At 69.7% G+C, this 13,209-nt stretch carries 14 protein-coding genes; 4 read left to right on the top strand and 10 right to left on the bottom strand.

Annotated elements, in window-relative coordinates:
- Positions 1-3 precede the first annotated feature (3 nt).
- On the bottom strand, positions 4-1,173 hold the full coding sequence (locus H976_RS0121095; protein WP_027863144.1) for a sensor histidine kinase: 1,170 nt from the start codon (positions 1,171-1,173) through the stop codon (positions 4-6).
- Positions 1,174-1,185: 12 nt separating this feature from the next.
- Positions 1,186-1,725 carry a hypothetical protein gene (locus tag H976_RS0121100; protein ID WP_027863145.1) on the bottom strand — a complete coding sequence of 180 codons (540 nt, stop codon included), beginning with the start codon at positions 1,723-1,725 and terminating at the stop codon, positions 1,186-1,188.
- Positions 1,726-1,880: 155 nt separating this feature from the next.
- On the opposite strand from H976_RS0121100, the gene H976_RS0121105 reads away from it, so the two are divergent.
- Positions 1,881-2,537 (top strand): response regulator transcription factor, encoded by a 657-nt coding sequence (locus H976_RS0121105; RefSeq protein ID WP_027863146.1) that lies wholly within the window; start codon positions 1,881-1,883, stop codon positions 2,535-2,537.
- Here H976_RS0121105 and H976_RS0121110 read toward each other — a convergent pair.
- A complete protein-coding gene (locus H976_RS0121110) occupies positions 2,501-3,520 on the bottom strand; it encodes a hypothetical protein (RefSeq protein WP_155918619.1) in 1,020 nt (339 codons plus the stop codon). The genes H976_RS0121105 and H976_RS0121110 overlap by 37 nt on opposite strands.
- Before the next feature lie 110 nt (positions 3,521-3,630).
- On the opposite strand from H976_RS0121110, the gene H976_RS0121115 reads away from it, so the two are divergent.
- A complete protein-coding gene (locus H976_RS0121115) occupies positions 3,631-4,224 on the top strand; it encodes a hypothetical protein (RefSeq protein WP_027863148.1) in 594 nt (197 codons plus the stop codon).
- A 28-nt stretch (positions 4,225-4,252) separates the two neighbouring features.
- Here H976_RS0121115 and H976_RS0121120 read toward each other — a convergent pair whose 3' ends face one another.
- From H976_RS0121120 to H976_RS27795, 3 genes are all read right to left on the bottom strand, one after another.
- Positions 4,253-4,693 carry a VOC family protein gene (locus H976_RS0121120; protein WP_027863149.1) on the bottom strand — a complete coding sequence of 147 codons (441 nt, stop codon included), beginning with the start codon at positions 4,691-4,693 and terminating at the stop codon, positions 4,253-4,255.
- Between the two features lie 62 nt (positions 4,694-4,755).
- Entirely contained in the window at positions 4,756-5,256 is a 501-nt protein-coding gene (locus H976_RS0121125) for a pyridoxamine 5'-phosphate oxidase family protein (RefSeq protein ID WP_027863150.1), read from the bottom strand.
- A 47-nt stretch (positions 5,257-5,303) separates the two neighbouring features.
- Positions 5,304-6,581, bottom strand: coding sequence for an MFS transporter (locus H976_RS27795; protein WP_051277253.1), 1,278 nt, complete (start codon positions 6,579-6,581; stop codon positions 5,304-5,306).
- A gap of 74 nt (positions 6,582-6,655) precedes the next feature.
- On the opposite strand from H976_RS27795, the gene H976_RS27800 reads away from it, so the two are divergent.
- A complete protein-coding gene (locus H976_RS27800) occupies positions 6,656-7,573 on the top strand; it encodes a LysR family transcriptional regulator (protein ID WP_051277254.1) in 918 nt (305 codons plus the stop codon).
- Here the strand turns inward: H976_RS27800 and H976_RS0121140 are convergent.
- From H976_RS0121140 to H976_RS0121155, 4 genes are all read right to left on the bottom strand, one after another.
- Positions 7,518-8,615: an acyl-CoA dehydrogenase family protein gene (locus H976_RS0121140; protein WP_027863151.1), complete on the bottom strand. Its 1,098-nt coding sequence runs from the start codon at positions 8,613-8,615 to the stop codon at positions 7,518-7,520. The genes H976_RS27800 and H976_RS0121140 overlap by 56 nt on opposite strands.
- Positions 8,616-8,629: 14 nt before the next feature.
- Positions 8,630-9,790 carry an acyl-CoA dehydrogenase family protein gene (locus H976_RS0121145; RefSeq protein WP_027863152.1) on the bottom strand — a complete coding sequence of 387 codons (1,161 nt, stop codon included), beginning with the start codon at positions 9,788-9,790 and terminating at the stop codon, positions 8,630-8,632.
- A gap of 84 nt (positions 9,791-9,874) precedes the next feature.
- Entirely contained in the window at positions 9,875-10,357 is a 483-nt protein-coding gene (locus tag H976_RS0121150; protein WP_027863153.1) for a glutathione peroxidase, read from the bottom strand.
- A gap of 71 nt (positions 10,358-10,428) precedes the next feature.
- Positions 10,429-11,883, bottom strand: a complete 1,455-nt coding sequence (locus H976_RS0121155) for an MXAN_6640 family putative metalloprotease (protein WP_027863154.1) — start codon at positions 11,881-11,883, stop codon at positions 10,429-10,431.
- A 60-nt stretch (positions 11,884-11,943) separates the two neighbouring features.
- Between H976_RS0121155 and H976_RS0121160 the strand changes: the two genes are divergently transcribed.
- Complete coding sequence (locus tag H976_RS0121160; protein WP_027863155.1) at positions 11,944-13,200, top strand: DUF445 domain-containing protein; 1,257 nt, start codon at positions 11,944-11,946, stop codon at positions 13,198-13,200.
- Positions 13,201-13,209 lie beyond the last annotated feature (9 nt).

The following is a 13,209-nucleotide window of genomic DNA, read 5'->3' on the forward strand; positions in this document are numbered from 1 at the left end:
CCGCTATCCCAGCACGGGGAGCTGGGCCACCGCGTTGGCATGGCCCCGGCTCACCTTGACGTCGAGCGAGCCACCGAGGAACTTGGCGCGCTCCCGTGCCCGGGCCACGGCCGCCTTGAGGTCGGCTGACCTGTCGACCGGCCCGTTGACCCGGATCTCGAGCGCGTCGTCGTCGAAGCGCACGCCGACCTCGATGTGGGAGTCCGGTTGGTCGGCCAGGACGGTCACGAGGTGCTCGACGATGCGGTACGCCGAGAGCTCGACCGTCGCGGGGAGAGAGCGTGGGTCGCCGGCCACCGTGAGACGTGAGTCGGCCCTGGTGTGTCGGGCCAGCAGCGCATCGAGGTGCGCGACCGTCGGCGCCGGGGCAAGGGCGACATCACCGCCGCGCAGGAGGCCGACGAGCTCGCGCATCCCGTCGAGGGTCGCCCGGCTGTCGCTCTCGATGGACTCGAACAGGGCCTTGGCACTGTCCGGGTCGAGGTCCTGGCCGGAGTCAGCGGCGGCGGTGAGCTGGCCCAGCCGCTCCTGCAACAGTCCGTCGAGCTCCCGGGAGAGGCGCACGCGGTCACTGGTGAGCTCCAGCGCGACCCGCTCGTCCCGCAGCTCCTGGAGCTGGGCGGTGCGGGCCTCGAGCTCACGGCTCATGGCCGTGCGGTGGCGGACGGCCCGGCCGATACCGAAGACGATCAGCACGATCGGCAGCGCGAGCACGATGGGTTCGAACCCGGTGGTGGAGTCGACGACGAGGACCGCGGCCGTGAGCAGGGTGGCGAGGCCAAGGTTGACCCACGCTTGCGTGCGCTCGAGGGCAACCGCCCCGAGATAGGCGAGCACGAACGCCAGCGGCAGCGCGGCCCCGCACCTGGTGACCCACCCGAAGAGCAGATCGTGGGCCACCATCACGACCAACGCGAAGCCGGTCACGGCCAGGACGTTGCGACGCCACCACAGCACCGGGATCGTGGCCAGGGCGAAGACCGGGATCATGACCCACGAGTGGGTCGTCATCTGGTGGACCATGGTGCCGTCGGCGATCGCCGGTGCGGCGTCGGCGTCGTCGAAGTGGACGTCCCCGTACATCAGGACGAAGCCGAGCGCGGTGAGGGCTCCAGCGAGCACCCAGTCGACGGGTCGGATCCCCCGGAAGACCCTGCTGAAGCCCTCACTCATGGCTCGACTCCCTCAGGCGTGGACGTGCTCGACGCCCAGCGTAGGCTCAGCCGGCCTCTTCGTGGCCCGGGACTGGACGAACAGTCCGATGCCGTAGGCGATCAGCGCGGCCGGCACCCCGACGGCGAGTGCTCCCAGGCCTCCGGTCGAGGCGTCCTTCATCAGGGTCACGATCTGCAGCGCGAGGATCCCGACCAGGCCGATGACGTGGTTCTGCCGGCCACCGGCGAAGCGGGCCACGGCGTACGCCATCGCGATCGACAGCGGCAGCGCCCACCCGCACCGCGTGACCCATCCGAACATCGGCACGCTGGCCGCGGTGATGACGAACGAGACCCCGATGGCGCCCAGGATGCTGCGACGACGCCACAGGATCGGCAGGGCCGCGAGCCCGAACACGGGGATCATCCACGCCGACTGCGAGTCGAGCTTGTGGGCGAGATCGGCGTCGGCGCCGGCGTTGACGTTCTCGAACCCGATGAATACGGCGAGCGCGACCATGACGGCCGTCAGCACGTAGTCGAGGGGCCGGATGCCCTTGAAGATGTCCATCTCTGCTTCCTTTCGATCCGGTGTCTGACTGACGCCGTTGGCCTCACGTTGCCAACCGGGTCCCGTAGTCGGCGTCGGCAGCGAGGATGAACCTCACCGGCCGCGTCATCCTCAAGGAGGACTCGCGACTGCCCGGGTGTCGGCACAATGAGCGGGTGATCAGGGTCCTCATCGCCGACGACCAGGAGCTCGTGCGCACCGGATTCCGGGTGATCCTGGAGGCGGAGGGCGACATCGAGGTCATCGCCGAGGCCGAGAACGGCCACGAGGCCGTCCGTCAGGCGGCCCTCGCGAAGCCCGAGGTCGTGCTGATGGACATCCGGATGCCCGAGCTCGACGGCCTCGCCGCCACCGAGCAGATCCTGCGCCAGCAGGACCCGCCGACGATCGTGGTGCTCACGACGTTCGACCAGAACGAGTACATCTATCGGGCACTCCGCGCCGGCGCGGCCGGGTTCCTGCTCAAGGACGCGCCGTCCTCGCGCCTGATCGCCGCCGTCCGGGCCGCCGCCACCGGCGACTCGCTCATCGAGCCGTCGATCACGCAGCGGCTGGTCGAGCGGTTCGCCGAACCGGCGGTCGCCCCCGGCATCCCGGACCAGCTGGCGCAGCTGACCGAGCGCGAGCTCGACGTGCTGCGGCTGATCACCCGAGGTCTCTCCAACGCCGAGATCGCGGCCGAGATGGTGGTGGCCGAGACGACCGTGAAGACGCACGTCGCGCGCATCCTCGCCAAGCTGGGGGTGCGCGACCGCGTCCAGGCAGTCGTGGTCGCCTACGAGACCGGGTTCGTGGGCCGCAACGGCGCCTGATCGTGCAGCCGCCGCTGGCGGGTCCAGGCCACCACCACCAGGACGAACGCGCCGATCCCGAACACGACGGCGCCGATGAGCGTCTCCTGTCCGCCGGTGCCGGCCTCGGCTGCCTGGGAGGGTCCGAACCAGAGCGCGTGGGTCGCCGCGGCGCCGGCCGCCAGCGCCACCCGGTGACGACCGTTCCAGCCGTGGCGTCGGGACCAGTGCAGGAGGAGCGCGACCGACACCCCGCCGGCCAGCAGGAAGGCGATGACCTGTGCTCCCACGGCAGCCGCGCCGTCCAGCGGCAGGTCGGTGCTCAGCCAGTAACCGCTGGTGACCGCGAACGCCGTCAGGGCGACCAGGATCGGCGAGGGAGGGTCGCCCTCGACCGGTGACACCAACGGCTGGCGGACGAACAGTCCTGCGAGCACCAGGGCCGCGATGGCCGCGGCGGACACCAGGAACTGCGCGGACGAGCCCATGAAGCGCAGCTCGTCGGCCTGGGCCCAGCCGAGGAGGACGCAGCCCAGGGCGAACACCACCACGGTCGCGACGTACCCGAACCGGCGCAGCCACGGTTCGGTGGGCATCGGGTCGAACGCCTCGACCAGCGCGATCGGTACGCAGATGCTCCAGACGGTGTGCAGGGCCAGGCTCCACAGCACGAGAGTGCCGCTGATGCCGAGGCCGGGGATCTCGGCGTACCCCGCGAACGAGTCGAGCCCGAGGTACCCGGGGTTGAAGACCATCTGGTCGACCGGCCCCTCCTCGATCAGCGCGTACGCCGCTGCGAACAGCACGATCGTCGGCCAGCCCCGGCCGAGCCGACGGGCGGTCTCGCGGACGAGCAGCGCCCCACCGCCGTACAACGGGGCCAGCACGAGGACCGATGCGTACTGCGAGATCGGGATGTTGCCGAGGAGGAACTCACCCACCGTCGGAGCCAGCAGCACCAGCCCGATGGCCATCGCGATCCGATGTCTGCCCGGGGTGGTCACCCGGGCATCGTAGGCAGTTCGCGGACCGGTGCACCCCACCCGACCGAAACCCACTTGAGCCGCGGCGCGGGGGCGTAGTACCCAGGGAGGCCCGCCGAAGGAGGCCACCCGTGCCGTTCACCGATGCGACCGAACCCGATCCCCCGGAGCTGAAGGCCGATCAGTTCACCCTGCGCCCGATCGTCGTCGGCGACACGGAGCGGGACTACGCCGCCGTGATGGAGACGCGGGAGCAGCTGCGGCTGTGGCAGCAGTCGACGTGGCCCGAGGAAGACTTCACCGTCGAGGACAACCGCACGGACCTCGTCGACCTCGAGGAACGCCATGCCGCACATCGCGCGTTCACCTACACCGTGCTCAGCCCGGACGGCAGCACGTGCCTGGGCTGCGTCTACGTCTTTCCCACGAGCGCCACCTTCCTCACGAAGTGCACGGTGGTTCCCGTGGGGGAGGACACATGGGAGGACGTGGAGGCCGTCGTGTTCTTCTGGGTCCGACTGCCCCAGACGGAGCTGGGCATGGACGCGCAGCTGCTGTCCGCGCTCCGTGCCTGGTTCAGGAGCGAGTGGGGGCTCGAGCGGACCGTCTACGTCACCAGTGAGCCGTTCACCCAGCAGGTGGACCTCATCAGCGGCACCGAGCTGACCCTGAAGTTCGAGCTGCTCGAGCCCGGCGCGCCAGGGAAGCGCCTGGCCTTCGGCTGACCTGCGCTGCCTGGGTTCGACTGGCGAGTCAGCCGATCTGCTCGAACAGCGACACGATGATGCCGTCCGGCCCACGCACGTAGGCCATCCGCACGCTGTTCTCGTACTCGCCGATGCCGCCGACGAGCCCATACCCGTCCGCAGCCACTGCAGCGACTGCCGCGTCGAGGTCGCCGACCTCGAAGGACACGTTGCGCAGTCCGAGCTCGTTGGCCATCGCCGTGGGCGACCCGGGCTCGTGGTCGGGCGTCACGAAGCTCGCGAGCTCGAGCCCGGACCCTCCGTCGGGTGACCGCAACATCGCGATCTCGCAGTGCGCGCCGGGGATGGCGCAGACGGTCTCGACGAACTCGCCCTCCACGGATCCGGTGCCTTCGACCTCGAGACCCAGTCCGACGAAGAACGCCGTTGCTGTCTCGAGGTCCGCGACGGTGATGCCGATGTGGTCGAAGCGTCGTACGTGTGCCATGGGATCCATCCTCTGGTTGTTGTCGTGCCGGTTCGGTGCTGGAGTGCAGACAGATGCGGCGCTCAGCCGTGTTGGCGTTCCTGCCGCCGTCGGACCAGTTCCTCGACCGCGCTCGGCAGCGTCGTCTCGAAGTCGATCAGCTTCACCCAGGTCGGGGTCACGACGATCCGGACCATGCCATCGGCGTAGAGCGACCGCACCTCCACCTCCCACTCGACCCGCTGCTCTGGGGTCATCTCATAGGAGCTGGTCGTCTGCAGATACTCCTCCGGGATGCCATCGACGTAGTCCAGCTCGGCCCGGCCGCGGATGAGCAGGATCTTCGGCGGGTGCACCTCGGTGTCGATCGTCAGTGCAACCGTCGGGTTGGTGCGCAGGCCGGCGAGCTTCGGCGCGTTCTTCGCCGTGCACATGACGATCTCCGAGCCGTTCCACGCGAACGCGACCGGGACGTTGCGGGGTGTCCCGTCCTTGGCGACGTACGCCAGGCGGGTCAGGTCGCGGGCCAGCAGCTCCCTGCTGATCGGTCTGTTCAGAACCTCGCTGATCTCGTTCAGTTGCATCGTCAGCTCCTTCATCGTCGGTAGGGCGGATCGTGCTGGTCGGGTCGTCAGCTGAACTGCTCGCGCGGCCCGTCGCGGCCCCCGGTGAAGCTGGGACGGAGCCAGTGCCACGTTCTCGACCTGACCGGGTCTGCCGATGTCTCGACGTGGGGTGGTGGCTGGGTGGCTCGGGTCAGCGGGCGGGTGAGAGCTCCGGACACGAGGAGGGAGACGATGGCGAGCACGGCGACTGCGTACCCGACGTCGATCACCTCGGCCACGGCCCCCGCCACGAGAGCACCGAGTCCCTGGCAGGTGGCTCGGGCAGCGGACTCGGCGCCGAGCACCTGTCCGGACAGGTCAGACGGGGTGAGCTGCACCAGCAGCTCCTGCTGTGCGAGCGTCGCGGCGTACCCGAGAGACGCGCAGCCCGCCAGGAGTGCTGCCATCGGCGTGCCCGGGTGCAGGACGAAGAAGAGGAACGGCAGCGCCAGCCACCAGCGCAGCCACCGGGCCGATGCCCGTCTCTGCGTGGCGTCGAGGACTCGCCCCACCAGCACGTCCCCCACGAGCATCCCGGTCGCCCCGGCGAGGAAGAGTGCCGCGGCTGCGTCGCCGGCGTACGGCACGAACAGCGCCTCGCACCCCGCGACAAGTCCGTTGGGAACGGTCAGCGCGAGCATGAGCGGCCGCGTGGACGGGAGCGCCAACAGAAGCCGGTTGCCGCTCCAGGTCTCGCGGAGCCCGATCCGTCCGGTGCGGCGTGGGCGACGGTCCCGGACTCCGATCCACGTGATCGGGACCGCCGAGGCGGCCAGCGCGGCTGCGACCCAGAGCACCTGGTCCGCGGTCAGGACGTGGAGCAGCAACCCCCCGACGGCGAAGCCGAGCACCTGCGTCACGCCGACGGAGACGTTCATCGACGAACGCGCCAGTGCGTACTGGCCACGTGGCAGCACCTCCGCTAGGAGACCCCACCGGACGCCGCTGCTGATGGACATCACGAAGGCCGCCGCGAGCGCCACAAGCAGGCGGGTCCACGGAGCGAGCGGCAGTGCCGCCTGCAGCGCGAGCCCGAGGGCCACGGCCGTGCTCACTGCGCTCAGCGCGTGTCGCGGCCGGACGGTGTCGGCCGCGGACATCAGGGTGCTCGCCCCCGCGAGCTGGACGAGCGAAGGTCCGAACATCGTGGTCGCGGCCAGCAGGGGCGACCCCGTCTGCGCATAGACGAGCGTGCCGAGGCTCAGACCCGCCACCGTGCCGGCGGCGACGCCCAGCGCGTTGCCGGTCCACAGCGCACGGAACTCCCGCTGCCTGAAGAGCTCGCGGTATCCGTGGGTGGTCATGGAGCAAGCGTCTTCTGGAACGACTCATACGTCCAATGCCAATACTTGCGATGATTGTTCGATATATTCGATGAATGCTCGACCTGTTCCGACTCAAGGTGCTGGCGGCGTTGGCCCGGCACGGCTCGGTGACCGCCGCGGCGCGTGAGCTCGGATACGCCCAGCCCTCGATCAGTCACCACCTCTCGCGGCTCGAGGCGGAGGCGGGCGTCCCGCTCACCCGGCGCGCTGGGCGTGGCATCCGCCTGACACCGGCCGGCGAGCTGCTGGCACAGCGGGCTACGGAGATCCTCGGGAGGGTCAGCTCGGCGGAGGACGAGCTCGCCGCGATCGCGGGGCTGCGCAGCGGCAGGGTCCGGGTGGCCGGCTTCCAGTCCGCGCTCAGCAGCGTGGTCACCGCCGCCGCGGCGCGCATGCGAGCGGCGGCTCCAGACATCGAGCTGACTCTCCAGGACCTTCACCCCGACGTCGCGCTTCAGCAGCTCCGTGAAGGTGTCATCGATGTCGCCGTGGTGTTCCGCTACGACGACGAGGTGCCGGACGACATGCGATTCACCCACCTGTTCGACGACGCGATGCATCTCCTGAGCACCGAGCCCGGCCAGGCGCTGAGGGACCACGCGGACTCGCCGTGGATCGCTGGCTGCGAGCGGTGCCGGAGCGAGCTCGTGAGCGCCTGCGAAGGTGCCGGATTCGCGCCGCGGATCAGGTACACGAGCGACGACCCCTTGGTCCAGCAGTCCATGGTGGCCGCCGGGCTGGGGGTCACGATGTCGCCGGGGCTCTCCGTCGCGCAGCACCAGGTGCCCGGGGTGGAGACGACCGAGCTGGACGACTTCAGGCGGCGTGTCTACGTCGCGACGTACGGCGAGCCGCCCGACCTCCCGGCAACGAGCGCCTTCGTCCAGGCCGTCGTCGAGGCGGCCAGAGGGCAGCTCAGGGCAACGGCTCGACCACGTCGTACGACGTCAGCCGGCGCGAGAGGTTCTTGATCTGCTGGCGGCCGTCGCCGAGGAGGTGGTCGATGGCCGTGAGACGGGCGGTGAGGTGGCCGACGGCGTACTCCGCGGTCATCCCGATGCCGCCGTGGAGCTGGATCGCCTCCTGGCCGATGTGGCGGCCGGCCTTGCTGACCTGGAGCTTGGCGCGCGCGGCGGCCTCGCGCTTCTTCTCGGCGTCGGAGTCCTCGTCGGCGAGCACCATGGTCGCCCAGGTGACGATGCTGCGGGTCAGCTCGAGCGAGGTGTACATGTCGGCGGCGCGGAAGGTGAGCGCCTGGAACCGGTTGAGGGTCATCCCGAACTGCTTGCGGGTGGTGAGGTACTCCGTGGTCATCTTCAGTGCGCTGTCCATCGCGCCGAGCGCCTCGTGGCAATAGGCGATCGTCGCGGCCGCGATGACGTCCTTGGTCGCCTCGGTGGCGTCGCCGCCCTCGCCGAGGGGGGTCGCGGGGGACTTGTCGAACGAGACGTGAGCGGCACGGCCGCCATCGAAGGTGGAGTACGACGTGACCTCGGTATCGGCAGGGTCGACGAGGAACAGCCGACCGTCCGCGAACACGACGAACAGGTCGGCGCGACCGGCGTTGAGCACCGGCTCCTTGACGCCGGAGAGCGTGTCACCGTCGACGCTCACCCCGCCCTCGCCGCCGGTCGGGTCGCTCCACGCGAAGGCGGGGACGAGCTCGCCGGAGGAGAGTCCACCGAGGATCTCCTTCTTCTGCTCGTCGCTGCCGAGCGCAGCCACCAGTCCGCCCGCGAGCACGACCGCCTCGACGAACGGCTCGGGCGCGATCACCCGGCCGAGCTCCTCGGCCACGACCGAGACCTCGGCCGGTCCGGCGCCCATGCCGCCGTCGTCCTCGGCGAACGGGAGTCCGAGCACGCCCATCTCGGCCAGCTTGCCCCACAGCGACTCGTCGAAGCCCGGGTCCTCGGCGACGACCTCGCGGCGGTGCTCGTTGTCGTACCCCTTCAACAGTCCGCGTACGGCGTCGCGCAGTGCGGTCTGCTCACCGTCGAGCGTGAAGTCCATGTCAGTCGTCCTTCTCAGAGTCCGAGGATGGTGCCGGCGATGATCTGGCGCTGGATCTCGTTGGATCCGCCGTAGATCGAGGCCTTGCGCAGGTTGAGGTAGTTCGGCGTGGCGACGCGCGCCCAGTCGGGGATGTCGGATCCCTCGCCGGCTCCGGACGCGAGTGCCAGGGGACCCGCCAGGTCGACGGCGAGCTCGGAGACGGCCTGCTGGAGCTCGGTGCCCTTGAGCTTGAGCACCGACGACGCCGGGTGGGGCTTGCCGTCCGAGGAGTTCGCCACGACGCGGAGCGCGGTCAGCTCGAGCGCGAGCAGCGCGTTCTCGAGCTCGATGAACTGCGAGGCCACCAGCGGGTCCTCGAGGTCACCGCTCTCCGCCGCAGTCGCCTTCAGGGTGGCCAGGGCGCGCTTGGTGGCACCGACCGGCGCGACGCCCACGCGCTCGTTGCCGAGCAGGAACTTGGCCTGCGTCCAGCCCTGGTTCTCCTCGCCGATGAGGCCCTCCGGAGGGACCCGGACGTCCTGGAAGAAGACCTCGTTGACCTCGAAGCCGCCGTCGATCAGCTCGATCGGTCGCAGCTCGACGCCCTCGGTGTCCATCGGGAAGACCAGCATCGAGATGCCGGCCTGCTTCTTCGGGGCGTCGGGGTCGGTGCGGCACAGGCAGAAGATCCAGTCGGCGTGCTGGCCGAGCGTCGTCCAGGTCTTCTGGCCGTTGACGATCCAGTCGTCGCCGTCCTTGACCGCCTTGGTCTTCAGCGAAGCGAGGTCGGAGCCGGCGTCGGGCTCGGAGAACCCCTGTGCCCACCAGATGTCGAGGTTGGCGGTGGGCGGCAGGAACTTCTTCTTCTGCTCCTCGTTGCCGAAGTGCGCGATCACCGGGCCGATCATGTTGGCGTTGAACGCCAGCGGCGGCGGGACGCAGGCCAGCTGCATCTCCTCGTGCCAGATGTGCTTCTGCAGCGGCGTCCAGTCCTGGCCGCCCCACTCCACGGGCCAGTTGGGTACGGCGATGCCCGCCTCGTTCATGATCCGCTGCGACTCGACGATCCCCTCCTTGCCGATGTGCCGGCCGGCGGCGATCGCGTCGCGCAGCTCCTGGGGGATCTTGGTGGTGAAGAAGGTCCGCATCTCCTCGCGGAAGGCGGTCTCCTCCTCGGTGAGCGCAAGCTGCATCGGGGCTCCTGTTCGGACGACGTCCTGGCTACGTTACCGCGCAGTACCCACGTGCCGAACAGGTCCTCACCGGACCGCGACGGATCAGGCCGCGAGTGCCTTCTCGATGTCGGAGGCGATCTTGTCCGGCGCCGTCGTGGAGCCGTAGCGCTTGATCACCGTGCCGTCCTTGCCGACCAGGAACTTGGTGAAGTTCCACTTGATCTTGTCGCCGAGGACGCCGCCCTTCTCCTCGCGCAGCCAGGCGAAGAGCGGGTGGGCGTCGTCACCGTTGACGTCGACCTTCTCGAACATCGGGAAGCTGACGCCGTAGTTGCGTTCGCAGAACGCGCCGATCTCCTCGTTGCTGCCGGGGTCCTGGCTGCCGAACTGGTTGCAGGGGAAGCCGAGCACGACGAGCCCCTGGCCGGCGTACTCCTGGTGCAGCTTCTCCAGGCCCTCGAACTGAGGGGTGAAGCCGCACTTGGAGGCCGTGTTGACGACCAGTGCCACCTTGCCCGCGTAGGTCTCGAGCGGCTGCTCGTCCCCCGTGATGGTGGTGGCGGTGAAGTCGCTCAGGGTCGGCACGCTGGATGCTCCTCGATCGGGGGACAGGGATGGTTGCCCTGTACAACGCTCGGGTGCCGGTTTTGTTCCGACTACCTGACGGTGACCTTCACCTTGAACAGTCGGGCCGGCCCGGTGGTGCCGGTGTTGGCGACGACCACGGCGACCGAGCGCAGGCCCTTGTGGTTGAACGCGACCAGCAGCTGCCTGTTGCCGGCGGCGGTGAGCGGGATCATCGTCTGCGAGACCCGACCGTCGACGAAGCGACGCTGGAGGATGGCCCGCGAGCCCGTCCAGGTGGAGGGCGCGTCGACGGTCACGAGCAGGTGCTTGCGCGTGGAGAGGTGCTGGCCGGGAACGACCTGGACGGAGGCCGAGGCGAGGTGCGGGATCCGCACCGACTGCAGGCCCGTCGTCGCGTGGGCGCCGGTCATCGTCTTGCGGTGCCACCACACCGGGGCGGGATAGCCGGCCCGTTCGGTGTAGCTGTGCGCCGGCAGGGTGTTCCAGCTGGCGAACAGGGTGAAGAACGCGGGCCAGGCCGTCGTACCGACCACCGACTGGATGGCGGGCAGTGATCGGGGCGCTCCGACGGCGCCGTCCCAGAAACGACGTACGACGTTGTTGCCGAACCGTTGCGAGGCGTACTTGAAGAAGATGAACGAGCCGTAGGGGTAGGACCCGCCGCCGTAGTCCAGCGGCGTCCGTGAGTGGGTGATCGGGCTGCTGTGGAGGTACTGGTAGTTGTCGTTGATCCAGTTGTAGACGACGTCCTCGGCCCAGGTCGCCGAGCCCTCCATGAACCAGGTCGCCTCGGTGACGTCGGCGGCGAACTGGATGGCGTGGAAGAACTCGTGGGCCGCGGTGACCCGCAGGGAGTTCAGCGGTGCGGCGCCGAACTGGGACTTCGCGAAGTCGTCATCGAGGGCGCAGTACGCCGGGACCTGGTGAGCGCCGGAGGTGTCATCGGTCGTGCAGTAGCCGTAGTAGCCCTCGCTGCCGAGGTCCTCGAGGTAGACGTCGAGGCGGTCGTCGGGGTTGTCGGCGGTGGGGTTCGCCGAGCCGTTGTCGGAGAGCGGCGCGCGACCCATGAGCGGTACCTCAGTCGCCCAGACGTGCTCGAGGGTGCTCCACGTGGTCTCGGCCCACGTCGTCGTGGTCGGCGCGGCGTAGTGCACGCAGAAGTGCCCCCGGCAGATCACGTGCAGCGCCGGTGCTGCTGCCTGCGCCTTGGCGGCCGGGGTGGACCGGGAGAGCAGCCGGTCGGCAGCGCGCCGGTCGGCGCCGGTCAGGGCCGGCCGGGCCAGGTGCAGGTCGCGCAGGGCCATGGTCAGGTCGGGGGTCGCCGGACGGCCGGCGGAGTCGGGCCCGTGCTGCATCAGGGCCTTGGCCTGGTGGAGCACCTGCCTGGCCTCGCTGCGGGAGTACCCGTTGGGCTGCCCCGACCCCCGGTCGGCACGGTCGTCGGCGCCGAAGGCGGCGGGTGCCGAGGCGAGGAGGACGCAGCCCAGGGCAGCAGCGATCAGGGCACGAAAGGGGAAGGACACTTCGGCAGCATATGTGGCAGATCGGACGAGCATCGGCGGTTGGGTAGGTTTCTGGCAGCCATGTCACTGCCCCTGATGACCCCCGAGACCGCGGCCGACGCCGTTCGGCGTACTCGCCTGCGACGGATGCAGGCGGTGGCGCTGGGACTGCTGCTGTTCGCGGCGATCGTGTACGTCGCCACGCTCGACCAGGACGGGTTCCTCGGGTTCGTCAACGCGGGCGCCGAGGCCAGCATGGTCGGCGCGATCGCGGACTGGTTCGCGGTGACCGCCCTGTTCCGGCACCCGCTGGGACTGCCGATCCCGCACACCGCGCTGATCCCGAAGCGCAAGGACGAGTTCGGCAAGAGCCTGGAGGAGTTCTTCTCCGAGAACTTCCTCAGCGAGCAGGTGATCCGTGAGCGGCTCGCCTCTGCCGACATCGCGCGGCGAGTGGGCGTCTGGGTGAGCGTCCGCGAGAACGCCGACCGGGTGGTGGCGGAGAGCGCGACCGTGCTCGCGCTCGGTCTGCGCAGGATGCGGGACACCGACGTCGCCGCGCTCGTCGAGGAGGTGCTGATCCCGAGGTTCATGGCCGAGCCGATCTCGCCGATCGCCGGCGGCCTGCTCCAGGAGATCGTCGCCGACGACGCGCACCACGGGTTGGTCGACCTGGCCCTGGAGGAGGGGCACCGCTGGCTGGTGCACAACGCGGAGACGTTCACCGAGGTGATCGGTGAACGAGCCCCGTGGTGGGCCCCTGACCGGGTCAACGAGATGGTCACCACCCGGCTGCACCTCGAGGCCGTCCGCTGGCTGGCCGACATCCGCCGCGATCCCGACCACCATGCCCGGCAGGCGCTGGACAGCCTGCTGCGGCAGCTCGCGCAGGACCTGCTCACCGACCCGTCGACACAGGAACGTGCCGAGCGGCTCAAGGCCCGGGTGCTCGAGCAGCCGCAGATGGTCCACACCGGCATGTCGCTGTGGAGCGCCTTCCGCAAGGCGCTGCTCGAGGGGCTCGAGGACGAGACCGGCCCGCTGCGCGCGCGGGCGTCGCGCGAGCTGGTGGAGTTCGGCGAGCGCATCGGCCGGGACGACGTGCTCCGGGAGCGGCTGGACGCCTGGGGCTCCGACTTCGCGGTCTGGGCGGTCGAGCGGTACGGGGACGAGCTGACCACCGTGATCACGCACACGATCGAGCGCTGGGACGGCGAGGAGGCCGCCCGCAAGATCGAGCTGCACGTCGGCCGCGACCTGCAGTTCATCCGGATCAACGGCACCATCGTCGGCGGCCTGGTGGGCGTGCTGATCCACGCCGTCTCGCTGGCGCTCTAGATTTCTGCC

Source organism: Marmoricola sp. URHB0036, assembly GCF_000426045.1.
Lineage (GTDB): Bacteria > Actinomycetota > Actinomycetes > Propionibacteriales > Nocardioidaceae > Marmoricola.

Excerpts from the sequence above, each read along its gene's own strand:
- H976_RS0121120 (WP_027863149.1), bottom strand. The coding sequence starts at position 4,693 with ATGGCACACGTACGACGCTTCGACCACATCGGCATCACCGTCGCGGAC.
- H976_RS0121100 (WP_027863145.1), bottom strand. The coding sequence starts at position 1,725 with ATGGACATCTTCAAGGGCATCCGGCCCCTCGACTACGTGCTGACGGCC.
- H976_RS27795 (WP_051277253.1), bottom strand. The coding sequence starts at position 6,581 with ATGACCACCCACGGATACCGCGAGCTCTTCAGGCAGCGGGAGTTCCGT.
- H976_RS0121095 (WP_027863144.1), bottom strand. The coding sequence starts at position 1,173 with ATGAGTGAGGGCTTCAGCAGGGTCTTCCGGGGGATCCGACCCGTCGAC.
- H976_RS0121160 (WP_027863155.1), top strand. The coding sequence starts at position 11,944 with ATGTCACTGCCCCTGATGACCCCCGAGACCGCGGCCGACGCCGTTCGG.
- H976_RS0121145 (WP_027863152.1), bottom strand. The coding sequence starts at position 9,790 with ATGCAGCTTGCGCTCACCGAGGAGGAGACCGCCTTCCGCGAGGAGATG.
- H976_RS0121140 (WP_027863151.1), bottom strand. The coding sequence starts at position 8,615 with ATGGACTTCACGCTCGACGGTGAGCAGACCGCACTGCGCGACGCCGTA.
- H976_RS27800 (WP_051277254.1), top strand. The coding sequence starts at position 6,656 with ATGCTCGACCTGTTCCGACTCAAGGTGCTGGCGGCGTTGGCCCGGCAC.
- H976_RS0121125 (WP_027863150.1), bottom strand. The coding sequence starts at position 5,256 with ATGCAACTGAACGAGATCAGCGAGGTTCTGAACAGACCGATCAGCAGG.